At 70.2% G+C, this 26,987-nt stretch carries 24 protein-coding genes and 1 tRNA gene; 10 read left to right on the top strand and 15 right to left on the bottom strand.

The features are described from left to right. Positions 1-285: 285 nt before the first annotated feature. Positions 286-1,584: a hypothetical protein gene (locus GV126_RS17830; protein ID WP_236570039.1), complete on the bottom strand. Its 1,299-nt coding sequence runs from the start codon at positions 1,582-1,584 to the stop codon at positions 286-288. A gap of 417 nt (positions 1,585-2,001) precedes the next feature. Continuing rightward, a complete protein-coding gene (locus GV126_RS36540) occupies positions 2,002-2,130 on the bottom strand; it encodes a DLW-39 family protein (protein WP_003999697.1) in 129 nt (42 codons plus the stop codon). Positions 2,131-2,467: 337 nt separating this feature from the next. On the opposite strand from GV126_RS36540, the gene GV126_RS17820 reads away from it, so the two are divergent. Further along, positions 2,468-2,809, top strand: coding sequence for a DUF6344 domain-containing protein (locus GV126_RS17820; RefSeq protein WP_159667778.1), 342 nt, complete (start codon positions 2,468-2,470; stop codon positions 2,807-2,809). Positions 2,810-3,215: 406 nt separating this feature from the next. Here GV126_RS17820 and GV126_RS17815 read toward each other — a convergent pair. From GV126_RS17815 to dnaA, 9 genes are all read right to left on the bottom strand, one after another. Then, a tRNA-Ile gene (locus tag GV126_RS17815) sits at positions 3,216-3,289 on the bottom strand. Positions 3,290-3,413: 124 nt separating this feature from the next. Continuing rightward, on the bottom strand, positions 3,414-4,136 hold the full coding sequence (locus tag GV126_RS17810; protein ID WP_159667775.1) for a DUF3566 domain-containing protein: 723 nt from the start codon (positions 4,134-4,136) through the stop codon (positions 3,414-3,416). Between the two features lie 19 nt (positions 4,137-4,155). After that, positions 4,156-6,750: a DNA gyrase subunit A gene (gene gyrA / locus GV126_RS17805; RefSeq protein WP_159667772.1), complete on the bottom strand. Its 2,595-nt coding sequence runs from the start codon at positions 6,748-6,750 to the stop codon at positions 4,156-4,158. Positions 6,751-6,792: 42 nt separating this feature from the next. Continuing rightward, positions 6,793-8,871: a DNA topoisomerase (ATP-hydrolyzing) subunit B gene (gene gyrB / locus GV126_RS17800; RefSeq protein WP_028421245.1), complete on the bottom strand. Its 2,079-nt coding sequence runs from the start codon at positions 8,869-8,871 to the stop codon at positions 6,793-6,795. A 399-nt stretch (positions 8,872-9,270) separates the two neighbouring features. Beyond that, positions 9,271-9,852, bottom strand: coding sequence for a DciA family protein (locus GV126_RS17795; protein ID WP_159667769.1), 582 nt, complete (start codon positions 9,850-9,852; stop codon positions 9,271-9,273). Continuing rightward, complete coding sequence (gene recF, locus GV126_RS17790; RefSeq protein WP_159667766.1) at positions 9,849-10,970, bottom strand: DNA replication/repair protein RecF; 1,122 nt, start codon at positions 10,968-10,970, stop codon at positions 9,849-9,851. The genes GV126_RS17795 and recF overlap by 4 nt, the downstream gene beginning before the upstream one ends. 77 nt (positions 10,971-11,047) lie before the next feature. Then, complete coding sequence (gene gnd / locus GV126_RS17785) at positions 11,048-11,926, bottom strand: phosphogluconate dehydrogenase (NAD(+)-dependent, decarboxylating) (RefSeq protein WP_159667764.1); 879 nt, start codon at positions 11,924-11,926, stop codon at positions 11,048-11,050. Between the two features lie 171 nt (positions 11,927-12,097). Next, on the bottom strand, positions 12,098-13,228 hold the full coding sequence (dnaN, locus tag GV126_RS17780) for a DNA polymerase III subunit beta (RefSeq protein WP_159667761.1): 1,131 nt from the start codon (positions 13,226-13,228) through the stop codon (positions 12,098-12,100). Between the two features lie 1,103 nt (positions 13,229-14,331). Beyond that, positions 14,332-16,359, bottom strand: coding sequence for a chromosomal replication initiator protein DnaA (gene dnaA, locus GV126_RS17775; RefSeq protein ID WP_159667758.1), 2,028 nt, complete (start codon positions 16,357-16,359; stop codon positions 14,332-14,334). Between the two features lie 367 nt (positions 16,360-16,726). Between dnaA and rpmH the strand changes: the two genes are divergently transcribed. From rpmH to GV126_RS17730, 9 genes are all read left to right on the top strand, one after another. After that, entirely contained in the window at positions 16,727-16,864 is a 138-nt protein-coding gene (rpmH, locus tag GV126_RS17770; RefSeq protein WP_003956500.1) for a 50S ribosomal protein L34, read from the top strand. A 21-nt stretch (positions 16,865-16,885) separates the two neighbouring features. Beyond that, complete coding sequence (rnpA, locus tag GV126_RS17765) at positions 16,886-17,257, top strand: ribonuclease P protein component (RefSeq protein WP_112466324.1); 372 nt, start codon at positions 16,886-16,888, stop codon at positions 17,255-17,257. Next, complete coding sequence (yidD, locus tag GV126_RS17760; RefSeq protein WP_028421252.1) at positions 17,254-17,607, top strand: membrane protein insertion efficiency factor YidD; 354 nt, start codon at positions 17,254-17,256, stop codon at positions 17,605-17,607. Before rnpA ends, yidD begins: the two co-directional genes overlap by 4 nt. A 3-nt stretch (positions 17,608-17,610) precedes the next feature. Next, positions 17,611-18,924, top strand: coding sequence for a membrane protein insertase YidC (gene yidC / locus GV126_RS17755; protein WP_159667755.1), 1,314 nt, complete (start codon positions 17,611-17,613; stop codon positions 18,922-18,924). A 15-nt stretch (positions 18,925-18,939) separates the two neighbouring features. Beyond that, positions 18,940-19,452 (top strand): Jag family protein, encoded by a 513-nt coding sequence (locus GV126_RS17750; RefSeq protein ID WP_159667752.1) that lies wholly within the window; start codon positions 18,940-18,942, stop codon positions 19,450-19,452. Positions 19,453-19,569: 117 nt separating this feature from the next. Further along, positions 19,570-20,286, top strand: a complete 717-nt coding sequence (rsmG, locus tag GV126_RS17745) for a 16S rRNA (guanine(527)-N(7))-methyltransferase RsmG (RefSeq protein ID WP_028421255.1) — start codon at positions 19,570-19,572, stop codon at positions 20,284-20,286. 267 nt (positions 20,287-20,553) lie between these two features. Beyond that, positions 20,554-21,627, top strand: a complete 1,074-nt coding sequence (locus GV126_RS17740) for a ParA family protein (RefSeq protein ID WP_159673855.1) — start codon at positions 20,554-20,556, stop codon at positions 21,625-21,627. Next, positions 21,624-22,736, top strand: a complete 1,113-nt coding sequence (locus GV126_RS17735) for a ParB/RepB/Spo0J family partition protein (protein WP_159667750.1) — start codon at positions 21,624-21,626, stop codon at positions 22,734-22,736. Before GV126_RS17740 ends, GV126_RS17735 begins: the two co-directional genes overlap by 4 nt. Positions 22,737-22,958: 222 nt before the next feature. After that, a complete protein-coding gene (locus tag GV126_RS17730; protein WP_159667747.1) occupies positions 22,959-23,576 on the top strand; it encodes a GNAT family N-acetyltransferase in 618 nt (205 codons plus the stop codon). Positions 23,577-23,677: 101 nt separating this feature from the next. On the opposite strand, the gene trxA is transcribed toward GV126_RS17730, so the two are convergent. The 4 genes from trxA to sigM form a co-directional block, all read right to left on the bottom strand. Continuing rightward, entirely contained in the window at positions 23,678-24,010 is a 333-nt protein-coding gene (gene trxA / locus GV126_RS17725; protein ID WP_159667744.1) for a thioredoxin, read from the bottom strand. A gap of 44 nt (positions 24,011-24,054) precedes the next feature. Then, a complete protein-coding gene (gene trxB, locus GV126_RS17720) occupies positions 24,055-25,026 on the bottom strand; it encodes a thioredoxin-disulfide reductase (RefSeq protein WP_028421260.1) in 972 nt (323 codons plus the stop codon). A gap of 231 nt (positions 25,027-25,257) precedes the next feature. Further along, positions 25,258-26,226 carry an RsmA family anti-sigma factor gene (locus GV126_RS17715; protein WP_159667741.1) on the bottom strand — a complete coding sequence of 323 codons (969 nt, stop codon included), beginning with the start codon at positions 26,224-26,226 and terminating at the stop codon, positions 25,258-25,260. Beyond that, the gene (sigM, locus tag GV126_RS17710) at positions 26,223-26,963 is read right to left on the bottom strand and encodes an RNA polymerase sigma factor SigM (protein ID WP_159667738.1); all 741 of its coding nucleotides are present in this window, start codon (positions 26,961-26,963) and stop codon (positions 26,223-26,225) included. The genes GV126_RS17715 and sigM overlap by 4 nt, the downstream gene beginning before the upstream one ends. Positions 26,964-26,987 lie beyond the last annotated feature (24 nt).

The following is a 26,987-nucleotide window of genomic DNA, read 5'->3' as shown; positions in this document are numbered from 1 at the left end:
AACAGAAAGCACCACGCGGAAGTGGCGGGAGCAAGATAATCTCGGTCATAACCGGCTGATGCGTAGCCGAGCCGTTCCGTACACCGCGCAAGACCCGCGGGCTCACGCTCCCGCGCCGCGCAGGTCCCGGCGCGGCGCTCCGCGGCGCCGCCGCCCCGGCCCGCCCGCCAGGGTGGCGCTTCCGCTGCTCCTGCTCGCGCTCGCCTGCTACGCCGTCGGCTTCTGGGCACTGGCCCGCATGTGACCGGAGTAGCCCGGGGACACCCAGGGGCCACGACCCGGACGCTACCCGGCCCCCGCGTGGCGCCGGGCGAGGGCCGTCCACGCGCCGAGGACGGCCAGCAGGACCGTACCGCCGCCGAGGCCGCCCACGGCGAGCACCCGCAGGCCCATGGCGTCCCCCGCCGTCCCGGCCGGTGCGGCGGCCCGGCGGTCCCCGGCCGTGACCTCGAAGAGGCCCGGCGGCTCGGACCGGCCCGCGTACTCCGGCGCCGGCCGCGCCGCGCCCGCCACCCGCACCCGCAGGGTCAGGCCGTAGGGACCCTCGCCGAAGGCGTCGGCGGTCTGCGCGGCCAGGTGCACGACCAGGTAGTAGGAGCCGGCGAACCGCATGGCCCTCACCGGGTCGGTGACGCCGTACCGGTTGGCGTAGGCGACGGGGGGAAGGGGCGCGAGCGCGGCGGACGCCGGGCGGCCGCTGTAGCCGGCGTACGCCTCCTCGGCGAAACCCCGCACGGGGTTGTACAGCGACAGCGTCAACGCGCCGTCCGTGTAGCCGCTGCCGCCGCGGGCGTCGGCCAGCTCGGCGGTGGCGTCCAGGTGTCGGCCCCAGTCGACCGGTACCCGGTAGAAGAGGGTCTGTCCGGGTCGGATCCGGTCCCGCCACACGCCGGTGCCCAGCGTGCTCGCCGTGGGGAATCCCGCGCCGCCCGCCCGCTCGACCGCCCGGCCGGTGACGGGGGCGGGCGTGGCCGAGTCCCAGGCCCGGGGCGCGCTCGTCCCGCCGGCCCGGCGCAGGGGCGGCTCCGTGACGACCGTCAGCTCCAGGGGCCAGGAACCCGAGTCCGGTGCGGCATCCGTGGCGTCCATGCGTTCGACGAGCACGGAATACGTACCGGCGCCCTGGCACAGCGAGCGGCCCGGAGCGACCTCACGGGTGCCCCAGGCGGCGATCGGGTGCGCACTGCGGCCGCTGCCGAACCGGGTGACCTGGTAGGAGCAGGTGGCGCCCTGGGCGTCCCGCACCGAGACGCGCAGTCCGTCGGTGGCGGAGACCCTGCCGCCCGGGCGGGGCGCGGCGGTGGCGGCGACGTAGGCCGTGGACACGGCGTCCAGGTCGAGGCGGTAGGTCTGCCGGCCGCCGCGCGGCAAGGAGCCGCGGTGGGTACGGCCGGGCTCCAGGCGGACCGCGTCCGCGAGGGTGGTCGTCGCTCCGGCCACGGCACGCGCGCCGCCGGCGAAGGCGTACGGCCCCGCGGCGCCGGCCGCGAGCGCGCGCGGACCCGGCACGGCGGCCACCGGACACACGGCCAGCACCACCCCGGCCAGGCCCACGGCCGTCAGGCGCGCCACAGCTGAGCGCACCACCCCGGCGTACGCCGGGCGTACCGCCCGCAGACGCCGCCCGACCGCAGCACACGACGTACGGCAGCCGCGCCGGACGACCGCGCCACGCCCGTCAGGCACGGCGTTCCCAGCAGGCACGGTGTTCGGGGCGGGCAGGCCGTCGTCCCCGGCCGGCGTACCGCTCCGTGCAGCCGTAGGCCGTCTCATCCAGGCCACCCCCGTGCTCGCCGCCCCTGCGGACGTCGCCCATCCTGCCGCGTCCGGCGTTGGGCCGTCCGCGCCTTGCGTACGAGCGTCCGAAACAGCCGCCTCGCCTGGCGACGGCTACCCCACCGGTCCCGTCCCCGCAACACCAGACGCGGCCGGAGCCCGGACAACACGAAACCCCGACCGCTGCGGCGGCCGGGGTCTGCTCAGTATCGGATGGTGGGGTGGTCAGGAACCCGTGGGCACGGAGTCGGTCGCCTCCGTCCACAGGTCCTGCTCGGCGCGATCCGCCTGGATCTGGCGGTACACGAGGAGCCCGCCGATGGCGGCCAGTGCGACCAGGAGAAGCTTCTTCACCGCGCGACCTCGTCTTTCGTTGACGTAGGGGACCTCTGGCGCCCGACTATACACACCGGCCGAAACCGACCGGTGACCTGTGCCCACCCTCAACTGCCTGGGCCGAAGCCTCAGTAGAAGCCCGCACACCCGCGCCGACCGGAGGGTGACGGTCCCCGTACGGAGGGTGACTTTGTCCACGCTCCTCCCCTCATCGCACTTTTTCGCCGCTCATGCGTCCATCCGAGTGGTGTTCATCCGAAGATCCCGGCGCCACGGGCGTCGGTCCACCACTTCGCGGCGCTCATACACATCATGAGCAAAGTACGCAAATCGCCCAACCCGAAAGTGAGGGGCCATGGACCAGCACAAGGTCATGAAGCTGTGGACCGCCATCGTCACCGCCTTTCTCGCGCTCTGCACGGCGCTCGGACTGATCACCACGACCGCCGCCACGACGGCCACGGCCGCGCCGCAGCCCGAGGCGGCACCCAAGAGCACCACGCGGGTGCCGGCCCAGACGACGTCACCCTGGTCCAGGGTCCATGCCCGGTCCCTGCCCCCCACGATGAAACAGCGGATCCGGGCCGAGGCCCACGGCAAGACCCCCACGTGCCGCCACCGCCCGCTCGCCTCCCCCTGCAGCGCTGACAGCGCCGGTCCGGGACCCCCGGACCCACCGACCGCACCCATGACGTAACGGCGATCTGCGTACAGCACCACCGCCGCTCCCGCACCCAGACGAAGATCCCCGGCCGCCCGCGGCCGGGGATCTTCGTGTTTGCGCCTCCCGCACCTCGGCAGCACGTCCCACGCCCCGAGAGCACACCGCCGCCCCGCCTGCAGCACACCACTGGTGCGTCGTCTGTGCCGTCGTCCGTGGCCGGCCCGGCTTCTTGGCTCGGCGGTACGTCCGTGCGTCCCCTGGGCCCGGTGGCTCCTGGTGGCCCGGTGGCCCGCGGTGGTCCGGGCCGAGTGCTCGTAGTGCGTCCAGGCGACCGCACCGCGGCGGACGCCGACCGCAGCGGCGTCTCCCCCGCCCCCTCCGCACACACGCCGAGCGGGCGCTTCCCGAAGGAAACGCCCGCTCTCGCGATCTTCTTCTGTGGGGCTAACAGGATTTGAACCTGTGGCCTCATCCTTATCAGGGATGCGCTCTAACCAACTGAGCTATAGCCCCGCCGCGCTCTGCGGTGTGTGTCCCGCGCGCTGACTCCTGAAGATTAGCGCACGAGGGGGGCAGTCCCAAAATCGGTTGCCGCCCGGCCGCCGGCGGCGGCCACGGGCCGCCCCGGCGGCGCCTCTCACTCGTCCTCGGCCAGCGTCAGTTCGACGCCGCCGACGAAGCCGGCGGAGAGGTTGTAGATGAAGGCGCCGAGGGTCGCCAGGGCCGTCACCAGCACGACGTCGATGACCGCGATGATCGTAGTGAACATCAGCACGTGCGGGAGGGACAGGAAGGACTGCAGGTCGAAGCCGTTCGACTCGTTGGAGCCGGTGGCCTCGGAGATCGTCCCGCCGACCGTGGAGAAGACGCCCATGGCGTTCATGACCATCCACAGCACGGCGGCGGCCACGATCGTGCAGATGCCGAGGGCGAGGGACAGCAGGAAGCTGACCTTCATCACCGACCACGGGTCGGCCTTGGCCACCCGCAGCCGGGCCTTGCGGACGCGCGGGGTGGTGCGGGCGCCGGTGCGCGGCCTGCGGACCGTGCCCGCCGGGCCGTCGTCCGCCGCCGGATAGGCCTGCGGCGGGTGGTAGGGCCCGGCCGGCTGCTGCGGCTGGCGCTCACCGGGCAGCGGCGAGGCCTGGCGGCCGGCCGCGGACTGGGCGTGCGGGCCTCGGGTGTCCGTCACCGTTCCCCCCTGGGATCCGTGGGTGCCGGACGCTGCGGCCCCGGACGGCTTGATCGCGTTGAGGTTCGTCGTGTGCGTGTCCGCACGCGCGGCGGAGCCACGGCCGCCGCCGTCCGCTTCCGTACCCCGAGGGGTACCGGCCGATCCGGCGCCCGTGGCTCCGCTCACGATGACTCACTCCTCGTACCTACTCGGCCGAGGGCGCCTCACCCTCGTCCGTGCCGGTGGTCGCGGCGTCCTCGACGGTCTCGTCCACGGCCTCCTCGCCGTCGACTTCCTCCGCCTCGCGCCCCGCCTCGGCGTTTCGTGCGATGCCCACCACGGCATCGCGCTTGCCCAGGTTGATCAGTTGGACGCCCATGGTGTCACGGCCCGTCTCCCTGACCTCGTTGACTCGCGTACGAATCACACCGCCCGAGAGTGTGATGGCGAGGATCTCGTCGTTCTCCTCGACCACCAGCGCGCCCACGAGCGAACCGCGGTCCTCCACGATCTTGGCGGCCTTGATGCCGAGGCCGCCGCGGCCCTGGACGCGGTACTCGTCGACTGCGGTCCGCTTCGCGTACCCGCCGTCGGTGGCAGTGAACACGAACGTACCGGGTCGCACCACATTCATCGAGAGCAGTTCGTCGCCCTCGCGGAAGCTCATGCCCTTGACGCCCGAGGTGGCACGGCCCATGGGACGCAGGGTGTCGTCCGATGCGGTGAACCTGATGGATTGGGCCTTCTTGCTGATCAGAAGCAGATCGTCGTCGGCCGAGACCAGTTCGGCGCCGATCAGTTCGTCGTCGGTTCCGTCCTCGCGCTCGCGCAGATTGATCGCGATGACACCGCCGGAGCGCGGCGAATCGTAATCCTTCAGAGGCGTCTTCTTGACCAGACCGGACTTCGTGGCGAGCACCAGGTAGGGCGCCGCCTCGTAGTCGCGGATGGCGAGGATCTCGGCGATGGCCTCGTCGGGCTGGAAGGCCAGCAGGTTCGCCACGTGCTGGCCGCGCGCGTCCCGGCCGGCCTCGGGCAGCTCGTAGGCCTTCGCCCGGTACACCCGGCCCTTGTTGGTGAAGAACAGCAGCCAGTGGTGCGTGGTGGAGACGAAGAAGTGGTCGACGATGTCGTCTTCCTTCAGCTTCGTGCCGCGCACGCCCTTGCCGCCGCGCTTCTGGGCGCGGTAGTCGTCGGTCTTGGTCCGCTTGATGTAGCCGCCGCGGGTGACCGTGACGACGATGTCCTCCTCGGCGATCAGGTCCTCGATGGACATGTCGCCCTCGTAGGGCACCAGCTTGGTCTTGCGGTCGTCGCCGTACTTCTCGACGAGCGCGGCCAGCTCCTCGCTGACGATGCCCCGCTGGCGGACCGGGGAGGCCAGGATCTCGTTGTACTCGTTGATCTTGGCCTGGAGTTCGTCGTGCTCCTGGACGATCTTCTGGCGCTCCAGGGCGGCCAGGCGGCGCAGCTGCATCTCCAGGATGGCGTTGGCCTGGATCTCGTCGATCTCCAGCAGGCCCATCAGGCCCTCGCGCGCCACCTCGACGGTGTCGCTGCGCCGGATCAGCGCGATGACCTCGTCGATGGCGTCCAGGGCCTTGAGCAGGCCGCGCAGGATGTGCGCGCGCTCCTCGGCCTTGCGCAGCCTAAAGCGGGTGCGGCGGACGATGACCTCGATCTGGTGCGTCACCCAGTGGCGGATGAACGCGTCCAGCGACAGCGTGCGCGGCACGCCGTCCACCAGCGCCAGCATGTTGGCGCCGAAGTTCGTCTGCAGGTCGGTGTGCTTGTACAGGTTGTTCAGGACGACCTTGGCGACCGCGTCCCGCTTGAGGACGATCACCAGGCGCTGGCCGGTGCGGGAGGAGGTCTCGTCGCGGACGTCCGCGATGCCGCCGATCTTGCCGTCCTTCACCAGGTCGGCGATCTTCTGCGCCAGGTTGTCCGGGTTGACCTGGTACGGCAGCTCGGTGACCACCAGGCACTGGCGGCCCTGGATCTCCTCGACCTCCACCACCGCGCGCATCGTGATCGAGCCGCGGCCGGTGCGGTACGCCTCCTCGATGCCCTTGCGGCCGACGACGAGCGCGCCGGTCGGGAAGTCCGGGCCCTTGATCCGCTCGATGAGCGCGTCGAGCAGCTCCTCGTGGGTGGCGTCGGGGTGCTCCAGGTACCACTGGGCGCCGGCGGCGACCTCGCGCAGGTTGTGCGGCGGGATGTTGGTCGCCATGCCGACCGCGATGCCCGCCGAGCCGTTGATCAGCAGGTTCGGGAAGCGGGAGGGCAGGACGGTCGGCTCCTGGGAGCGGCCGTCGTAGTTGTCCGTGAAGTCGACGGTCTCCTCGTCGATGTCGCGGACCATCTCCATCGACAGCGGCGCCATCTTGCACTCGGTGTAGCGCATGGCCGCCGCGGGGTCGTTGCCCGGGGAGCCGAAGTTGCCGTTGGAGTCCACCAGCGGCATCCGCATCGCCCAGGGCTGGGCGAGCCGCACGAGGGCGTCGTAGATCGAACTGTCGCCGTGCGGGTGGTAGTTGCCCATGACGTCACCGACCACACGGGCGCACTTGTAGAAGCCGCGCTCGGGGCGGTAGCCGCCGTCGTACATGGCGTACAGCACGCGGCGGTGGACGGGCTTGAGGCCGTCCCGCACGTCCGGCAGCGCACGCGAGACGATGACGGACATCGCGTAGTCGAGGTAGGAGCGCTGCATCTCCGTCTCGAGCCCGACGGGCTCGACACGCTGGGCGATGACGCCGTCGCCTTCAGGGGTGACGGGAGTGTTCTCGTCGGCCATTGCTGGTGGGGATCCTTCCTGGTGCGGTCAGCTGAGACCGACTCAGATGTCGAGGAAGCGGACGTCCTTGGCGTTGCGCTGGATGAACTGGCGGCGGGCCTCGACGTCCTCGCCCATGAGGACCGAGAACAGGTCGTCGGCCTGGGCGGCGTCGTCGAGGGTGACCTGACCGAGCACCCGGTGCTCCTGGTCCATGGTGGTCACCCGCAGCTCCTCGGCGTTCATCTCGCCGAGACCCTTGAAGCGCTGGATCGAGTCCTCGCGGACGCGCTTGCCGCGCTGGCGGCCCAGCTCCAGCAGCGCGTCGCGCTCGCGGTCGGAGTACGCGTACTCGACGTCCTCCCGACCCCACTTGATCTTGTACAGCGGGGGGCGCGACAGGAACACGTGGCCGGCCTCGACCAGCGGCCGCATGAAGCGGAACAGGAAGGTCAGCAGCAGCGTGTTGATGTGCTGGCCGTCGACGTCGGCGTCCGCCATCAGGATGATCTTGTGGTAGCGGAGCTTGCTGATGTCGAAGTCCTCGTGCACGCCCGTGCCGAACGCGGAGATCAGCGCCTGGATCTCCTGGTTCTGCAGGATCTTGTCGATGCGCGCCTTCTCGACGTTCAGGATCTTGCCGCGGATCGGGAGGATCGCCTGGTACTCCGGGTTGCGGCCGGACTTGGCCGAGCCGCCGGCGGAGTCGCCCTCGACGATGAAGATCTCGCACTTGGAGGGGTCGTTGGACTGGCAGTCGGCCAGCTTGCCCGGCAGGGAGGCGGTCTCCAGCAGGCCCTTGCGGCGGGTCAGGTCGCGCGCCTTGCGGGCCGCCACGCGCGCGGTGGCCGCCTGGATGGCCTTGCGGACGATGTCCGCCGCCTCGTTCGGGTTGCGGTCCAGCCAGTCGTTGAGGTGCTCGTAGACCGCCTTCTGCACGAAGGTCTTCGCCTCCGTGTTGCCCAGCTTGGTCTTGGTCTGGCCCTCGAACTGCGGCTCGCTCAGTTTCACCGAGATGATCGCGGTCAGGCCCTCGCGGATGTCGTCGCCCGTGAGGTTGTCGTCCTTCTCCCGCAGCAGCTTCTTGTCGCGCGCGTACTTGTTGATCAGCGACGTCAGCGCGGCGCGGAAGCCCTCCTCGTGGGTGCCGCCCTCATGGGTGTGGATGATGTTGGCGAACGAGTACACGCCCTCGCTGTAGCCGTTGTTCCACTGCATGGCGACCTCGAGGGACAGGCTCTTGTCCTTGTCCTCGGCCTCCAGGTCGATGATCGTGGGGTGCACCACCTCTCCCTTGCGGGAGTTGAGGTACTTCACGAAGTCGACGATGCCGCCCTCGTAGTGGTACGTGACCGTCTTGACCTCGGCCTTCTGGTCTGCGCCCGCCTCGTCCGCGCCGCTGGTGGCCTTCGCCGACTCGCGCTCGTCGGTGAGCCGGATCGTCAGGCCCTTGTTGAGGAACGCCATCTCCTGGAAACGCCGCGAGAGCGTCTCGAAGGAGTAGTCGGTGGTCTCGAAGATGTCCGGGTCGGCCCAGAAGGTGACCGACGTGCCGGTCTCCTCCGTCGCCTCGTGCCGGGCCAGCGGAGCCGTCGGCACGCCCATCTTGTAGTCCTGCGTCCAGCGGTACCCGTCGGTCTTGACCTCGACGGACACCTTGGTCGACAGGGCGTTGACGACGGAGACGCCGACGCCGTGCAGACCACCGGAGACCGCGTAGCCACCGCCGCCGAACTTGCCGCCCGCGTGCAGCACGGTCAACACGACCTCGACGGCCGGCTTGCCCTCGGAGGGGACGATGCCGACCGGGATGCCGCGGCCGTTGTCGACGACGCGGACGCCGCCGTCGGCCAGGATCGTCACGTCGATGGTGTCCGCGTGCCCGGCCAGCGCCTCGTCGACGGAGTTGTCGACCACCTCGTACACGAGGTGGTGCAGGCCGCGCTCACCGGTGGAGCCGATGTACATACCGGGTCGCTTGCGGACCGCGTCCAGACCCTCGAGGACGGTGATGGCGCTGGCGTCGTACGAAGCCGCGGCTCCGCCTGAGGTGGCGGCACCGCTCACGCCGGCGTCGGTGGACGGGATGTTCTCGTTGGGGTTGCCGGAATCGGCCACGAAGCGCCCTTTCTGGCACAGCACGAGCCGGGCTCCTGGAATGCCCCCTTGGGGGGAGGTGCCGGAGCGGCTGCGGCATGGTGCGTTGGTCAGCCTTGATCAGCGTTGCTCAGCTTTTCCCGGACGGTCCCCACGTTCGGGGCGGGATTGTCCTCCAGTCTACCGGTAGCGCTGACAGTGATGGGGGTTTGCCGGTACCTGAGTCCGCATGTGCCGCCCTGAACCGGACTCGGCCGGGTACCGATATGCGGATGGGGGTTCCAAGAGGCTCACAGCGGCACTCAGCGCTTCGAGCCGTCAACCCTTCGCTACTCCCGGGTCAGGTGGGGGTCAGGCAAGTATTCGCATGAGCGTGCGGATGTGACGTGAAGCGCTCGGCCGCGGGCGTGCGCGGCCTTCCGTCACCGTGTGATGTGAAGTACGTCACCCATAGGTGTCGCCGGGCCCGGTGCTGCCCGGAGCGCGCAGCGGGCCGAAGCGGCGGGGGCCCCCGCCGGGGTTGAGCACCTTGATCAGCCGTACGGTGCCGTGGCCCAGGTCCTCGTTCAGCCGGGCCACCAGCGTGGGCGCGAGCACCCGCAGCTGGGTCGCCCACACCGTCGAGTCGCACTGGACCGTCAGCACCCGCTCGTCCTCGTCGTACCGCTGCGGCACGCAGTGCTTGGCCAGGTCCTCGCCGACGATCTGCGGCCAGCGCCCCATCACCCCGCCCACCGCGGCCGGGGTCTCCCAGCCCCGTTCGGTGATCAGCCGGTTGATCGCCGCGCCGAGCGCCATCGGCTCGCGGCCGTCGGCGCGCACGCCGGAGCGTGCTCCTCTGCGCCGCGCCTGCCGCTGGGACTGCGTCGCCTCGCCCCGCGCGCGGGCCGCCTCCTTCGCCGCGCGCAGCGCCACCCGCGCCAGGTCCACGCCCGAGGGCGCGGGAGCCGGGGCGGCCTTCGGGGAGGGCTGCCGGGCCGCGGGGGCGGACTCGTACCGGGCGACCGGGTCGTGCTCGGCGCTCATACCCGCTCCACCGTCCCGCCGGACACGGCGAACCGGGCCCCGGCCAGCACGTGCGGCACGTCGTCGTCGACCGCCGCGGTCACCAGCACCTGTTCACCGGGCGCCACCAGCTCGGCCAGCCGCTCGCGACGCCGGGCGTCCAGCTCGGCGAAGACGTCGTCGAGGATCAGCACCGGCTCGTTGCCCTCGGCGCGCAGCAGGTCGTACGACGCCAGCCGCAGCGCCAGCGCGTACGACCAGGACTCGCCGTGGGAGGCGTATCCCTTGGCGGGCAGCCGGCCGAGCTTGAGCACCAGGTCGTCGCGGTGCGGTCCCACGAGGGTGACGCCCCGTTCGATCTCCTGCTTGCGGGCGTCGGCGAGCGCCGCGATGAGCTGGGCGAACAGGTCCTCGCGCGTGTGCGCCTCGCCGGGCGCGGACGGCTTGTACTCCAGCGCGACCGGGCCGCCGCCCGGGGCCAGCTGTTCGTAGGCCTTGTCGGCCAGCGGCTGCAGCGCGGTGATCAGGTCCAGGCGCTGGGCCAGCAGCTCGGCGCCGGCGCGCGCCAGGTGCTGGTCCCAGACGTCGAGGGTGGACAAGTCCATGGAGCGGCCGCCGTGCCGGCGGGCCAGCGCCGCGGTCTTCAGCAGGGTGTTGCGCTGCTTGAGGACGCGTTCGTAGTCGGAGCGCACGCCCGCCATGCGCGGGGAGCGCGCCGTGATCAGCTCGTCCAGGAAACGGCGGCGCTCGCCCGGGTCGCCCTTGACCAGCGCGAGGTCCTCGGGCGCGAACAGCACCGTGCGGACGATGCCCAGCACGTCCCGCGGCCTGCCCTGGGAGGAGCGGTTGATGCGGGCGCGATTGGCCTTGCCCGGGTTCAGCTCCAGCTCGACCAGCTGCTGCCGCTCGCCCTGCCGGACCTGCGCCCGGATGACGGCCCGCTCGGCGCCCATGCGGACCAGGGGGGCGTCGGAGGCGACCCGGTGGCTGCCGAGGGTGGCGAGATAGCCGACGGCCTCGACGAGATTGGTCTTGCCCTGGCCGTTGGGGCCGACGAAGGCGGTGACGCCCGGGTCGAGCGGGACCTCGGCCCGGGCGTAGGAGCGGAAGTCGGCCAGCGACAGATGCGTGACGTGCATGGTCTCTCGCCGGCCTCCCCCAGCGTCGTGGACCGTCGTACGGTCCGGTGGATTGCTTCCTCGCTACGAGGTCGTCGTTACGCCTTCTTCTCGACGGCGTGGCCGCCGAACTGGTTGCGCAGCGCCGCGATCATCTTCATCTGCGGCGAGTCCTCCTGGCGGGAGGCGAACCGCGCGAACAGCGAGGCCGTGATCGCGGGCAGCGGCACGGCGTTGTCGATGGCGGCCTCGACGGTCCAGCGGCCCTCGCCGGAGTCCTGCGCGTAACCGCGCAGCTCGTCCAGGTGCTCGTCCTCGTCGAGGGCGTTGACCGCGAGGTCCAGCAGCCAGGAGCGGATGACCGTGCCCTCCTGCCAGGAGCGGAAGATCTCCCGGACGTTGTCGACGGAGTCGACCTTCTCCAGCAGCTCCCAGCCCTCGGCGTAGGCCTGCATCATCGCGTACTCGATGCCGTTGTGGACCATCTTCGCGAAGTGCCCGGCGCCCACCTTGCCGGCGTGCACCGAACCGAAGTCGCCCTCCGGCTTGAGCGCGTCGAAGATCGGCTGCACCTTGGCGACGTTCTCGGCGTCGCCGCCGTACATGAGCGCGTAGCCGTTCTCCAGGCCCCACACACCGCCGGAGACGCCGCAGTCCACGAAGCCTATGCCCTTGGCGGCCAGCTCCTTCGCGTGCTTCTCGTCGTCCGTCCAGCGGGAGTTGCCGCCGTCGACGACCACGTCACCGGGCTCGAGCAGCTCGGCGAGTTCGTCGATGGTCGACTGGGTCGGGGCACCGGCCGGCACCATCACCCAGACCACGCGCGGGCCCTGCAGCTTGTCCACGAGCTCTTGCAGGCTGTGGACGTCCGCGAGATCCGGGTTGCGGTCGTATCCGATGACGGTGTGGCCCGCGCGGCGGATCCGCTCGCGCATGTTGCCGCCCATCTTGCCGAGGCCGACGAGACCGAGCTCCATCAGTTGTGTCCTTAGGTGTCCGACGTGGCGTGGGGGCACATTCGTACCCGCGTCCGAGCCTAAACCCGGACCTTCCCGCACATCCGTGGGCATAGGCGCTCAAACGCACACACTCGAGGGCGTGGCGCGGCGGCCCACAGGCTGTGGACCACCGCCGCGCCCGCGCGCGAATCAGCCGCTCAGCCGCACCGGCATGATCAGGTACTTGTACGCCTCGTCCGCCTCGGCGTCCATCGCCGGCTTGCCGCTGAGCAGCGCCGGCTTGGTGGAGGTGGTGAAGGACAGCTGGGCCACCGGGGAGTCGATGGCGCTCAGACCGTCCAGCAGGAACGTCGGGTTGAACGCGATCGAGATGTCGTCGCCGTCCAGCTGGGCGTCGACCCTTTCCACAGCCTGTGCGTCGTCGCTGGAGCCGGCCTCCAGGATCAGCACGCCCTGCTCGAAGCTCAGCCGCACCGGGGTGTTGCGCTCGGCGACCAGGGCCACGCGCTTGACGGCCTCCACGAACGGGGCGGTCTCGATGGTGGCCACCGAGTTGAACTCCGTCGGGAAGAGTGTGCGGTACTTCGGCAGGTCGCCTTCGAGCAGACGCGTGGTCGTCCGGCGCCCGGCGCCCTCGAAACCGATCAGGCCCTCGCCGGCGCCCGAGCCGGACAGCGCCAGGATGACGCTGTCACCGCTGGTGAGCGACTTGGCGGTGTCCAGCAGCGTCTTCGCCGGGACCAGGGCGACCGCGGAGGCGTCCGGGTTCTCCGGCTTCCACAGGAACTCGCGGACCGCGAAGCGGTAGCGGTCGGTGGAGGCCAGCGTCACGGTGTCGCCCTCGATCTCGATGCGGACACCGGTCAGCACGGGCAGCGTGTCGTCGCGGCCGGCCGCGATCGCGACCTGCTGCACGGCGGAGGCGAAGACCTCGCCGGGGACGGTGCCCGTGGCGTTGGGCATCTGCGGCAGGGCCGGGTACTCCTCCACAGGCAGGGTGTGGAGGGTGAACCGTGAGGAGCCGCAGACCACCGTCGCCCGTACACCGTCTGTGGAAATCTCCACCGGGCGGTTGGGCAGCGCCCGGGAGATGTCGGCGAGCAGGCGGCCGGAGACCAGGACCGTGCCCTCCTCCTCGACCTCGGCCTCCACCGACACCCGTGCGGAGACCTCGTAGTCGAAGCTGGACAGGCTCAGCTGGCCGTCCTCGGCCTTGAGCAGCAGGCCGGCGAGAACAGGCGCCGGCGGACGGGCCGGGAGGCTGCGTGCCGCCCAGGCCACTGCCTCCGCGAGTACGTCGCGTTCCACCCGGATCTTCACCGTAAGCCGCCTCCTGCTGCTGTTGCTTCTGAGTCCTCCGACTCGGTGTCACCGCCCACTGCGACGGGAAGGACACCGGGGACCAGTCTGACGCACGGCACTGACAGTAGGTGCCCATCGCGGTCAAGTCGCTCCGAGGGGCAGCCGGGCTCGAGAGAGCCAGTTGTGCACAGGGCCCACTTCGAAACGAATTCCGCGCTCTCTCTAGTCGGGAGTAGTAGTAGGGCCTGTGGATACCGTGGATAACCTCGTTTGCCCAGGTCAGCGCAGGAATTTTGTCCACGGGCCCTGTGGGCGGCGACGGTGGACAACTCGGGGGCTCTGTGGAGAACAGGAAGTTCTGCACACCCCACCCACAGCCCGAGGGCAGTTCTCCCCAGCTGCGTCCCCAGATTTACCCACGTTTCCCACACCCCAATCCGGCAGGTTCGTGTGACGCCTTTCACTCGACGCGGTGAGCGGGGACGGAGGGTTGCCGAACAGTGGACAGGGATGTGGAGAAGACGCCGATCACTGGGGACAACCGGCCGCAACCTGTGGGTTGCCCGTGGACAACTTCCTGCACAGCCTGTGGATCCTCGCTTCGTCCACAGCCTGTGGAGAGCGCTCGTCCACGAGTCCACAGGCTCCTGAGCTGCGAGGACGACTCTCGCACAGCGGAGCTGTGGACACCGTTCGGGACAACTTCGCAGTCCCCAGCGTGTGGACGGAAGAAAGTCACCGAATCTGTGGAGAAGGGCCGTAACCAGGTCACTAATCGAACAGCGGGCGTGGCCGCCGGCCACCCGACTCGGGCGCCCGCCGGGTCCGCGGATGCGGAAAGGGCGCGTCGGCGGCTCGGCTGCGCGGGCAGGCGACCGACCGGGTGCGCGGATACGCCGACCGACCGGGTGCGCTGCGCGGATACGGGGGGCGCGTCGGTGATTGCGTGGGCCGGGAGGTCCAGGGAAGGCGCGCGGTGGTGGCTGCGTGGGCCGGGAGGCCGACAGAAGTGGAGCGTGGTGGCTGCGCGGGCGGGGAGACCGACCTGCCGGTCCGCGGATGCGGAAAGGGCGCCCCCGGATCGTTCCCGGGGCGCCCTCGACGCCGATCTCGGCGGGCCCTCAGCCGTTCTTGATGCGGTTGGTCAGCTCGGTGACCTGGTTGTAGATGGAGCGCCGCTCGGCCATCAGCGCGCGGATCTTGCGGTCGGCGTGCATGACGGTGGTGTGGTCGCGGCCGCCGAACTGCGCGCCGATCTTCGGCAGGGACAGGTCGGTCAGCTCACGGCACAGGTACATGGCGATCTGCCGCGCCGTGACCAGCGCGCGCCCGCGCGAGGTGCCGCACAGGTCCTCGACCGTCAGCCCGAAGTAGTCGGCGGTGGCCGCCATGATGGCCGTCGCCGTGATCTCCGGGGCGGAGTCCTCCCCACCGGGGATCAGGTCCTTCAGGACGATCTCCGTCAGGCCCAGGTCCACCGGCTGCCGGTTCAGCGAGGCGAACGCCGTCACCCGGATCAGCGCGCCCTCCAGCTCGCGGATGTTGCGCGAGATGCGGGAGGCGATGAACTCCAGCACCTCCGGCGGGGCGTTCAGCTGCTCCTGCACCGCCTTCTTGCGCAGGATCGCGATGCGGGTCTCCAGCTCCGGCGGCTGGACGTCGGTGATCAGTCCCCACTCGAAGCGGTTGCGCAGCCGGTCCTCCAGGGTGACCAGCTGCTTGGGCGGCCGGTCGCTGGAAAGCACGATCTGCTTGTTGGCGTTGTGCAGCGTGTTGAACGTGTGGAAGAACTCCTCCTGCGTCGACTCCTTGTCCGCCAGGAACTGGATGTCGTCGACGAGCAGGATGTCCATCTCGCGGTAGCGCTTGCGGAAGCTGTCGCCCTTGCCGTCGCGGATGGAGTTGATGAACTCGTTGGTGAACTCCTCCGAGCTGACGTACCGCACGCGCGTGCCCGGGTACAGGCTGCGCGCGTAGTGCCCGATGGCGTGCAGCAGGTGCGTCTTGCCGAGCCCGGACTCGCCGTAGATGAACAGCGGGTTGTACGCCTTCGCGGGGGCCTCGGCCACGGCGACGGCGGCCGCGTGCGCGAACCGGTTGGAGGCCCCGATGACGAACGTGTCGAACAGGTACTTGGGGTTCAGCCGCGCCGTCGGCTCGCCGGGACCGCCGGCCGAAGCGGACTGCCCGCCCGACGGGCCGACGGCGCCGGATCCGCCCGGCCCGGCCGGGCCCGCGCGGTGCACGGGCCCGGAGCCGGTGGGCGGCTCGGGCAGCTCGCGGCGCCCGGGCTCGCGCGGCTCGTAGTCGCGTTTTTCGTAGTCCCGCTGGTCGAAGTCGCCGCGCGCGGAGTCGTACTCCGGGCGCGACGGATCGTACGGGGGGCGGTCCACCGGGCGCGCGCGGTAGTCCTGCGGCGCCGCGGAGTAGGTGTCCTGTCCGGGGCCGTAGGCGTCCGCGGCCCCGTAGCCGTCCCGGGAGCCGTACGGCGACTCCTGTGCGGGCGAGGCGTACGGGTCACGTTCGGGGAAGCCGAGCCGCTGCTGCTGCCAGCCGTAGTCGTCCTGGCCGTGGCGCGGCCAGGCGCCGGGCTCGGGACGCTGGTACTCGGCGTAGTCGGTGTACTCCGAGGGGTAGGCCGGGCGGGCGGTCGGCAGCGCATCGCCGTCGGCCGGCTGCGGGCCGGTGCGTGGCGGCGGCAGCTGGTCACCGGGGGTGCCCGGGTGCTGGTCGGCGCGCGCGGGGCGGGGTCCGTCGGACCGGTGCTCGGCGCGGTGCCGGCCATAGCCCTCGTAGCCGCCCTGGCCGGAGGGCAGCTCCTGCTCCTCGTAGCGCGGCGCCGGGGTCGGCGGCGTGGGCGTGCGGGGTTCGCCCACGGAGCTGTCGACGGTGATCGCGATACGGATCGGCCGGCCGCACTCCCGGGTCAGGGTCTCGCTGACGACCGGGGCGAGGCGGCCTTCGAGCACGCCCTTGGCGAACTCGTTCGGCACGGCGAGCAGCGCGGTGTCCGCGACCAGCGCCAGCGGCTGGCACCGGCGGATCCAGTGTTCGTCCTTCGCCTCGACGCCCTGTCCGCGGCCCTCCCCGAGGAGCTGCTCCAGTACTCGCGGCCACACTGCGGCAAGATCGGCGGGTACGTCAGCCACAGGGCACGCTCTCTCACGGGTCCCACGAACGTGTGGTTCGGGACGGGTCGGGATGTAAACGGGGGACAAGGGAACGAATGGGAGTCCGGCCACGGTAGTCAGCGCAGCGGGTACGGTTCAAGTTGTTGTCCCCAGGCTGTGGACAAGTGTGCCGCGCCCCGGGCTGGTTTGACCGGACGGCGTAACCGCGCGTACCGTAGCGAGGTCGAGTTGTCGATGGCTGCTGCCGCCTGCCTCCGAAGGGCACAGATCACGTCAAGGTGATCGGTAAGCGGTGCACTCGGGCGTCACTGCGAGCTACTCGTGGGCGCACGGTGACAGCCAGGACGGCACCCCGCCACTACCGATTTCTTTCTGGAGCCCCCGAGTGAGCAAGCGCACCTTCCAGCCGAACAACCGTCGTCGCGCGAAGACCCACGGCTTCCGGCTGCGTATGCGCACCCGTGCCGGCCGCGCGATTCTCGCGTCCCGCCGTAGCAAGGGTCGCGCCCGTCTGTCCGCCTGATCCCGGTCAGGTCATGACGTCGTGCTGCCCACCGAGAACCGGCTGAGGCGGCGCGAGGACTTCGCGACCGCGGTTCGACGAGGCCGTCGGGCAGGACGCCCGCTCCTCGTCGTCCACCTTCGTAGCGGTGCCACGGACCCGCACGCGCCAGGGGAGAGCGCTCCCCCGCCGCGTGCGGGTTTCGTCGTGAGCAAGGCAGTGGGTGGCGCGGTCGTGCGCAACACGGTCAAGCGCAGACTTCGCCATCTGATGCGTGAGCGGGTCGCCCTGCTGCCCCCCGGTAGCCTGGTAGTCGTACGAGCGCTGCCCGGGGCGGGCGACGCCGACCACGCACAGCTGGCCCGAGACCTGGATGCCGCCCTTCGACGATTGCTGGGAGGGGGCGCGCGATGAAGTACCCGCTGCTGGCACTGATCAAGTTGTACCAGTGGACCATCAGCCCGTTGCTCGGGCCGGTGTGCAAGTACTACCCGTCGTGTTCCCACTACGGCTACACGGCTATCGACCGGCATGGTGCGATCAAGGGAACGGCACTGACCGCCTGGCGCATCCTGCGGTGCAACCCGTGGTCGCTGGGCGGTGTGGACCACGTTCCGCCGCGCAAGCGTCCGCGGTGGCACGAATTGCTGCGCGACGCCTGGCGCGCACGCAAGGGCGGGCCCTCCGCCGCCGAAACGGCCACCGACGGGACCCTCCCGTCGAGCCCGGCCGCGAAGACCTCGTCCCATGCCCAAGGAGCATGATTAGTGGACACGATTGCCAGCCTCTTCAGTTTCATCACCTGGCCCGTCTCCTGGGTCATCGTCCAGTTCCACAAGGTGTACGGCGCGCTCTTCGGCGCCGACACGGGGTGGGCCTGGGGCCTGTCCATCGTGTCCCTGGTGATCCTCATCCGCATCTGCCTGATCCCGCTCTTCGTGAAGCAGATCAAGGCGACGCGCGCGATGCAGACGCTCCAGCCGGAGATGAAGAAGATCCAGGAGCGCTACAAGAACGACAAGCAGCGTCAGTCCGAAGAGATGATGAAGCTGTACAAGGAGTCGGGCACCAACCCGCTCTCCTCGTGCCTTCCCATCCTGGCGCAGTCCCCGTTCTTCTTCGCCCTGTACCACGTGCTCAGCGCGATCGCGACGGGCAAGACGATCGGCGTCATCAACGAGCCGCTGCTCGCCAGCGCCCGCCACGCGCACATCGTCGGCGCTCCGCTGGCCGCGAAGTTCATGGACAGCTCCGACAAGGTCGCGGCGCTCGGCGCCTCGCTGACCGATGTCCGGGTCGTCACCGCGGTCATGATCATCATGATGTCGGCGTCGCAGTTCTACACGCAGCGCCAGCTGATGACCAAGAACGTCGACACCACGGTGAAGACGCCGTTCATGCAGCAGCAGAAGATGCTGATGTACGTCTTCCCGATCATGTTCGCCGTCTTCGGCATCAACTTCCCGGTCGGTGTCCTCGTCTACTGGCTGACCACCAACGTGTGGACCATGGGCCAGCAGATGTACGTCATCCACAACAACCCGACCCCGGGTTCCAAGGCCCAGGCCGCCTACCTGGAGCGCCTGTACAAGCACGTCACGCACCACGGCAAGACCCGCAACCGGCGTGAGCGTGCCATCGTCAAGGCGATCGTCGCCAAGGGCCGCGACCGCAACGAGTTCGAGCGCAAGTTCATCAACGGCCTGAACAAGGCCGGCCTGGCGGCCCAGCCCGATGGCACCGTGGTGAAGAGCGAGACCGCCGTCGTCGCGCAGTCCGAGGACGGTACGACCACCACCACCGCGACGACCGCGCCCCGACGCCAGCAGCCCAAGCGGCAGACCAAGGCCCAGCGCCAGTCGGGCGGCCCGAAGGCGGCCGGTGAGTCCGTGGCGGACGACTCCTCGACGTCGCTGGACAAGCCCGACCAGCCCCAGGACGCCGCGCCCGCCACAGCCGGCAAGGCCGCCGCGAAGCCCGGGAACGGCGCCCGCAGCAAGGCCCAGTCCGGGCAGCGCAGCAAGGCCCAGTCCGGCCAGCGCAAGGGCCCGCAGCGGCCGAAGTCCCCGTCCAAGAAGTAAGAAGGAGTCCATCCCGTGACGGAAGGCACCACCTCCGCCGCTGCCGAGGGCGCAGACACCCTGACCCGCCTGGAGCAGGAGGGCGACATCGCGGCGGACTACCTCGAGGGTCTGCTGGACATCGCCGACCTCGACGGCGACATCGACATGGACGTCGAGGGCGACCGGGCCTCCGTGTCGATCATCAGTGACACGGGCAGTCGCGACCTGCAGAAGCTGGTCGGCCGGGACGGCGAGGTGCTGGAGGCGCTGCAGGAGCTGACGCGGCTGGCCGTGCACCGGGAGACCGGCGACCGCAGCCGTCTGATGCTGGACATCGCCGGCTACCGCGCCCGCAAGCGGACCGAGCTGTCCGAGCTGGGTGCCAAGGCCGCGGCCGAGGCCAAGAGCAGCGGCGAGGCCGTGCGGCTGAAGCCGATGACCCCGTTCGAGCGCAAGGTGGTGCACGACGCGGTCAAGGCCGCGGGCCTGCGCAGCGAGTCCGAGGGCGAGGAGCCGCAGCGCTTCGTCGTCGTGCTCCCCGCCTGAGCGGTTCCACAGTCCCCTCGGCCCCGTCTGTAGCGCAGGCGGGGCCGAAACTTTCTCAGCCTGATAGTTCTGGTGGTCGGCGCGGACGCGCTGATGCGGTACGGAAGGACGGTCCCCGTGACGGAGGCAGCTGAGCTTCCCCCTGCGCCCGAGCAGGCACGCGACGTATTCGGTGAGCGCTTCGCGGATGCGGTCCGGTACGCCGAGCTGCTGGCCGAGGCAGGAGTGCAGCGAGGGCTCATCGGCCCGCGCGAGGTGCCGCGCCTGTGGGAGCGGCACCTGCTGAACTGCGCCGTGCTCTCCGAGGTGGTCCCCGAGGGGGTCACGGTGTGCGACGTCGGCTCCGGCGCCGGTCTGCCCGGTATCCCCCTGGCGCTGGTCCGGGACGACTTGAAGATCACGCTGCTGGAGCCGCTGCTGCGCCGCACCAACTTCCTCACCGAGGTCGTCGAGCTGCTCGGCCTGGACCACGTCACCGTCGTCCGGGGCCGGGCCGAGGAGGTCATGGGCAAGCTGCCGCCGGTGCACGTGGTCACCGCCCGGGCCGTCGCGCCGCTGGACCGGTTGGCCACCTGGGGGATTCCCCTGCTGCGCCCGTACGGCGAGATGCTCGCGCTCAAGGGCGACACGGCCGAGGAGGAACTGAAGAGCGCCGCGAGTGCGCTCAGCAAGCTCGGCGCGGTCGAGACGTCCATCCTGCATGTGGGTGAAGGAGTGGTGGACCCGCTGTCCACCGTCGTGCGTGTCGAGGTCGGGGAGAGCCCGGGCGGTGTGCGGTTTGCGGCCAAACGGGCGAAGGCGGCCCGGACGGGCCGCGCTCGGCGCCGCCGCTGACCCTGGCCGCATCGGCGACTCCTACTCCACACAAGCTGCCAAACTCGGGCATGACGGAGTGTCGCGACAGTTCGGCCACGGCTGCTGTGCATCGTGTTTCACGTGAAACGTCGCTCACTGCTGCACGGCATCATCAACCGTGGCCGCGCTGCGGCCCAACCGCGTGACCGCAGGCCTCTCGGTTCACCCGGACAGGGAACGGAGTTGTCCACAGAGCCGGTTTTCTCCACAGAACAACAGGCCTCACTGGTTCGCGACCCCGAAGGCATGGGAGGCTCTGTTTGTCCCGAGCCTGAAGTCGAGGAGAGTGAATCCTTGCGGTCCGACGCCAACATCGCGGGACCGATGACCGATCCGGTCCCCGGCCCCCGTACCGAGTCGACGGGGGAGCATGTTTCACGTGAAACACCGCCCCCGATGGACGACACTCCCATCGGTCGAGCTGCCCAACTGGCGGTCGAGGCTCTGGGCCGTGCCGGCGAGGGGCTCCCGCGGCCCGAACGGACACGCGTCATCGTGGTCGCCAACCAGAAGGGCGGCGTCGGCAAGACGACGACCACCGTCAACCTCGCCGCATCGCTGGCCCTGCATGGCGCACGCGTGCTGGTGATCGACCTGGACCCGCAGGGCAACGCCTCCACCGCGCTGGGCATCGACCACCACGCCGAAGTCCCGTCCATCTACGACGTGTTGGTGGAAAGCAAGCCGCTGGCCGAAGTCGTCCAGCCTGTCCGGGACGTCGAAGGTCTCTTCTGCGCCCCCGCCACGATCGATCTCGCCGGTGCGGAGATCGAGCTGGTGTCCCTGGTGGCGCGGGAGAGCCGCCTGCAGCGCGCGATCCAGGCCTACGAACAGCCGCTGGACTACATCCTCATCGACTGTCCGCCCTCGCTGGGGCTGCTGACGGTGAACGCGCTGGTGGCGGGGCAGGAGGTCCTCATCCCCATCCAGTGCGAGTACTACGCCCTGGAGGGCCTGGGCCAACTGCTGCGCAACGTCGACCTGGTACGGGGCCACCTGAACCCCACGCTGCATGTGTCGACCATCCTGCTCACCATGTACGACGGCCGGACGCGGCTGGCGTCCCAGGTGGCGGAAGAGGTGCGCAGCCACTTCGGCGACGAGGTGCTGCGGACGAGCATCCCCCGCTCGGTCCGTATCTCCGAGGCACCCAGTTACGGGCAGACGGTGCTGACTTACGATCCTGGATCAAGTGGCGCTCTCTCCTATCTGGAAGCGGCACGAGAAATCGCGCTGAAGGGTGTGGGCGTCAGCTACGACGCCACCCACGCCCACATCGGCGCACAGAGCGACCCGAGCATGGTGGAGGGGATGCAGTGAGCGAGCGACGGAGGGGGTTGGGGCGCGGACTGGGCGCACTGATCCCTCCTGCCCCAACCGGGGAGAAGACGGCGGCCCAGGCGGCACTGGGGGGTGGAGCCACTACTTCGCCGGCGTCCGTCCCGCTGCTCACCGCCGAGCGCAGTGACCGTGGGGTCGCCGCGGCTAAGGTGGCCACGCTGCCCTCGGTTTCACGTGAAACAGAGGAGCCGTCGGCGAGTGGCGCCCCGGGCCTCCCGGCACCGCCGGTGGGGGCTCACTTCGCGGAGATCCCTCTCGACTTCATCACCGAGAATCCCCGTCAGCCGCGCAAGGTCTTCGATGACGAACCGCTGGCCGAGCTGGTCACCTCGGTCAAGGAAGTCGGCCTTCTCCAGCCCGTGGTCGTGCGGCAGCTCGGCCCCGAGCGCTATGAACTCATCATGGGTGAGCGCCGCTGGCGCGCCTGCCGTGAGGCGGGATTCGAGAAGATCCCGGCGATCGTACGGGCCACCGACGACGACAAGATGCTGCTGGACGCCCTGCTGGAGAACCTCCACCGGGCCCAGCTGAATCCGCTGGAAGAGGCGGCCGCCTACGACCAGTTGCTGAAGGACTTCAACTGCACCCATGACCAGCTGGCCGACCGTATCGGCCGCTCCCGGCCGCAGGTCTCCAACACGCTGCGCCTGCTGAAGCTCCCGGCGGCGGTACAGAGCCGGGTCGCGGCCGGGGTGCTGTCGGCCGGCCATGCCCGGGCGCTGCTGTCGGTGGAGGACCCGGAGGAGCAGAACCGGCTGGCTCGCCGCATCGTGGCCGAGGGGCTGTCGGTACGGGCCGTCGAGGAGATCGTTCAGCTGATGGGGGCGGGGCCACAGACAGCCTCACGCTCCAGGGGGCCGCGTGCCGGTGCCCGGGTCTCCCCGGCGCTGTCGGAACTCGCGACCCGGCTGTCCGATCGCTTCGAAACCCGGGTCAAGGTCGACCTGGGCCAGAAGAAGGGCAAGATCACCGTCGAGTTCGCCTCCATGGAGGATCTGGAGCGCATCCTCAGCACGCTGGCCCCCGGAGAGGGCCCGGTGCTGCAGAAGAGTCTCGGGGACGGCGCAGCGGAGGAAGCGGACGCCTGAGGCCGCCCCTGCGCGAGCGACCGCTTCGGCTCGGGGCGCGCAGGGTGCTCGACAGAGGCGGGTCGTGTCCGGTGGGTACCGGAACACGGCCCGCTCTTTGCGTTGAGACGGTATCGAGGGAATCGCATCGTGGTTACGATGCGATCGAGTATGCGTTTCCCCTCATCGTCGGTCGACGGCCGCTCGTGACGTTGCAGGCGAAGGAAGCGAGGAACAGCCTTCATGGGCCGCAAGCTCCTACCGCTCACACTCGACAACCTTCAGGACCTGCCCAAGCGCTGTCGGGCGTGTGTTTTCTGGGAACTGGACCCGGTCAGTGGTGAGGCCGCGGTGAAGGCAGGCACCCCCGCGCTGGAGAAGGAGGCATGGATCTCCGCCGTGCTGCTGGACTGGGGTTCCTGCGGCCGGGTCGTCTACGTCGACGATGTGCCGGTGGGCTTCGTGCTCTACGCTCCCCCCGCCTATGTGCCGCGGTCCACGGCGTTCCCCACGAGCCCCGTGTCCCCTGACGCGGTCCAGCTGATGACCGGATTCATCATGCCGGGCTACCAGGGACAGGGACTGGGCCGTGTGATGGTCCAGACGGTCGCGAAGGATCTGCTGCGCCGAGGCTTCAAGGCCATCGAGGCATTCGGCGACGCCCGGTGGAAGGAACCCGCGTGCATGCTGCCGGCCGAGCATTTGCTGGCGGTGGGGGTCAAGACGGTACGGCACCATCCCACTCACCCGCGCCTGCGGCTGGAACTGCGGTCCACTCTGTCCTGGAAGGAAGACGTGGAGATGGCGATCGACCGGCTGCTGGGCGCGGTGCAGAAGGAACCGGCGCTGCGGCCCCTGTGAGCCTCGTCGGCCCCCGGACAGCCGAATGGGTCGGCCCGATCGGGCCGACCCATTCGTGTTTCACGTGAAACGTGCGCCGTCGGCTGCGACGGCCCCCTCCGTCACTCGGAGATGAAGTCCTCGAGGTCGCGGAGGATGGCGGCCTTCGGCTTCGCACCGACGATGGTCTTGGCGACCTCGCCCTTCTGGTAGACGTTCAGCGTCGGGATCGACATGACGCCGTACTTCGCGGCCGTAGCCGGGTTCTCGTCGATGTTGAGCTTGACGATCTCGATCTTGTCGCCGTGCTCGGCGGCGATCGCCTCCAGGGACGGCGCGATCTGGCGGCACGGACCGCACCAGGCGGCCCAGAAGTCCACCAGGACGGGCTTGTCGCTCTTGAGGACGTCCTCCTCGAAAGAGGCGTCGGTCACGTTCTTCAGGGTGCCTGCCACGGCGGGCTCCTTCACTGGTTCGGGCTGTGGGGTGGGAGAGGGTCTCAGACGGTGGTCTTCTCGGGCTCGGCCTTCTGCTCGTTGTCCGCGAGGGCGGCGAGGAAGCGCTCGGCGTCGAGAGCAGCGGAGCAACCCGTGCCGGCGGCGGTGATCGCCTGCCGGTAGGTGTGGTCGACGACGTCACCGGCAGCGAAGACACCGGTGAGGTTGGTACGCGTGGAGGGCGAGGCCACCTTGAGGTAGCCCTCCTCGTCGAGGTCCAGCTGTCCCTTGAAGAGTTCGGTCCGCGGGTCGTGGCCGATCGCGATGAACAGACCGGTCACCGGCAGATCCGAGAGCTCCCCGGTCTTGACGTTGCGCAGCTTCAGACCGGACAGCTTCTGCTCGCCCTGGATCTCGGCGACCTCGCTGTCCCAGATGAACTTGATCTTCGGGTCCGCGAAGGCACGCTCCTGCATCGCCTTGGAGGCGCGCAGGGTGTCACGGCGGTGGACGATCGTCACGGACTTGGCGAACCGGGAGAGGAAGGTGGCCTCCTCCATCGCGGTGTCGCCGCCACCGATCACGGCGATGTCCTGGTCCTTGAAGAAGAAGCCGTCGCAGGTGGCGCACCACGAGACACCGCGGCCCGACAGGGCGTCCTCGTTCGGCAGGCCGAGCTTGCGGTGCTGCGAGCCGGTGGTGACGATGACCGCCTTCGCCCGGTGCACGGTGCCCGAGGTGTCCGTGACGGTCTTGATCTCACCGGTGAGGTCGACGGAGACGATGTCGTCCGGGATGAGCTCCGCGCCGAAGCGCTCGGCCTGGGCGCGCATGTTGTCCATGAGCTCAGGGCCCATGATGCCGTCGCGGAAGCCCGGGAAGTTCTCCACCTCGGTGGTGTTCATCAGCGCACCACCCGCGGTGACGGCGCCCTCGAACACCAGCGGCTTCAGGGACGCGCGCGCGGTGTAGAGCGCCGCCGTGTAGCCGGCAGGCCCGGAGCCGATGATGATCACGTTACGGACGTCGCTCACGGCTTGATTCCTCGTCTCTGGACGGTGTCCTACTGCCGGGGGGAGCCTTTCTCGCTGACTCTCACCCCACCCAACGGATCCTAAGGGGCGCGCATTCCCGGTGTGCCCGGGCACACGGAGACACGGCTGCGGGGCCTGCTCGGGCCGGCCGTGTCCAGGGTCGGCGTGCCCGGGCTGGGCGTCCTTGAGGCCGGCATGCCCGGGGCAGTGCACGCTCGGGGCCGGGCGTGCTCAGGGCCGGGCGTAGGAGTGGGAGAGCAGCACCGTCGCCCGGGCCGTGGGCTGCCGGACACAGGTCGCGTCGACGACATAGGCGGTGACGCGGGTGCCGTCACCGGAAGCGTCGGGCAACACGACGAGATAGGCGTCCTTCCCGCGGTAGGTGCCCTTCTCGGCGGCGAGCGGACTGTCGGCGCTGTTGACGCCCTGCCGGACGCATGCCGGGACCGAGACGGTGGGAGCGCTCTTGAGGACGTTCGGGTTGCCGGTCCCGCTGTCGCTGCCGGTTTCGGAGTTCGTGCCGAAGCTGTGAGGCGCATGAGTGGTGCCGTGCGTCCGTTGCGCCGTGCCGAGGAGGCTCGTCACCTGCCGCTGGAGCGTTCCTTCGGAGAAGGTGTCCGCGGAGGCGCTCGGCCGGCCGTGTGCCGTGGCGGGTGTCCCCTTGTCGTCCTGCAGGGTCGCCACCAGCGTGGAGGCGAGGCCCAGGGCGGCCACGGCGAAGGCGGTGGCGAGCACGGTGGTCCTGCGCCGAGAACGAGGTGTGAGGGGCTTGCGGCCCGGCCCTGTGCCGACCGTGCGGGCGCGGCCCGCCGGGCGGTCTGCCGGGCGGTGCACGGGGCCATCCGTGGAACTGTCCGCAGAATGGTCCACGGGAGGGTGCGCGGCAGGACCGGCCGAGCGCTCGGCCGCCGGTGTTTCACGTGAAACATGCGCGCCCACGTCGCCACCATCGGCCATGCGCTCGGCGGCGAGTGCCGCGTCGATGCGGTCCGCGATGTCCTCCGGCATGCCCTGCGGCTCCGGCACCGAGCCCAGCAGAGCCCGGATCTCTTCCAGCGAGGCGCGCACGTCGGCACACGCGGTGCATGCGTCCAGGTGCCGGCGCAGTTCCTGCGCACGGGCGGGAGCGAGGAGTCCTTCGGAGAGATCGGCGATCTCCGTGACGTCCGGGTGCCCTGCCGTATCCGTCGTGGATGTCACGCTCGCCCACCTCCGCCCTTCGCAGCAGCTGGATCACTCGGTCCCGGGTCCGTCGGTCCCGGAGCTCTCGGCCTCTCGGGCTGGGGGCCCGCTGCCGGTGGGACGGATGCCCCCGGCACCCGGTTCCCTCGTGTTCCCCGCTCCCTGTCGTCATCGCTGCCCTCGGGCCGCAGATGGCCGAGCAGCGGCAGGAGCCTGGCCCTGCCCCGGGCGCACCGGCTTTTCACTGTGCCGGTGGGCACGCCGAGGATCCTGGCGGCCTCGGCGACGGGATAGCCCTGCATGTCGACCAGCACCAGGGCGGCCCGCTGGTCGGGCGGGAGGGTGCCCAGCGCCTCCACGAGCTGCCGCTGCACGTCGTTGCGCTCGGCGGGCGCCGATGCCGACTCGTGCGGCTCCAAAAGCTGCTCCAGGCGCTCGGTGTCGTCCACCGGCGCGGTCTTCCGCGAGGCCGCCTTGCGGGCGCGGTCCAGGCAGGCGTTGACCGTGATCCGGTGCAGCCAGGTCGTGACCGCCGACTGTCCACGGAAGGTGTGGGCGGCCCGGTAGGCGGAGACGAACGCGTCCTGCACGGCGTCGGCGGCCTCCTCACGGTCGCCCAGCGTCCGCAGGGCGACCGCCCAGAGACGATCGCGGTGGCGGCGTACCAGCTCGCCGAAGGCGTCGGGGTCGCCCGCGACATGGCGGGCGAGGAGGTCCTGGTCGCCTATGTCGCCGTAGGCGGTGCCGTCCGCCATCGGACCCCCTCCCCCTCGGTGAGC

It is taken from the genome of Streptomyces mexicanus, from assembly GCF_902506575.1.
In the GTDB taxonomy this organism is placed as follows: Bacteria; Actinomycetota; Actinomycetes; order Streptomycetales; family Streptomycetaceae; genus Streptomyces; species Streptomyces mexicanus.
The sequence above is the reverse complement of the archived record's forward strand: the minus strand, read 5'-3'. Positions and strand labels throughout refer to the sequence as shown.

Coding starts and splice junctions, on each gene's coding strand:
- yidD (WP_028421252.1), top strand. CDS start 17,254: ATGAAGTACCCGCTGCTGGCACTGATCAAGTTGTACCAGTGGACCATC.
- recF (WP_159667766.1), bottom strand. CDS start 10,970: ATGCACGTCACGCATCTGTCGCTGGCCGACTTCCGCTCCTACGCCCGG.
- gnd (WP_159667764.1), bottom strand. CDS start 11,926: ATGGAGCTCGGTCTCGTCGGCCTCGGCAAGATGGGCGGCAACATGCGC.
- GV126_RS17740 (WP_159673855.1), top strand. CDS start 20,554: ATGGGAGGCTCTGTTTGTCCCGAGCCTGAAGTCGAGGAGAGTGAATCC.
- GV126_RS17795 (WP_159667769.1), bottom strand. CDS start 9,852: ATGAGCGCCGAGCACGACCCGGTCGCCCGGTACGAGTCCGCCCCCGCG.
- gyrA (WP_159667772.1), bottom strand. CDS start 6,750: ATGGCCGACGAGAACACTCCCGTCACCCCTGAAGGCGACGGCGTCATC.
- sigM (WP_159667738.1), bottom strand. CDS start 26,963: ATGGCGGACGGCACCGCCTACGGCGACATAGGCGACCAGGACCTCCTC.
- GV126_RS17730 (WP_159667747.1), top strand. CDS start 22,959: ATGGGCCGCAAGCTCCTACCGCTCACACTCGACAACCTTCAGGACCTG.
- GV126_RS17820 (WP_159667778.1), top strand. CDS start 2,468: ATGGACCAGCACAAGGTCATGAAGCTGTGGACCGCCATCGTCACCGCC.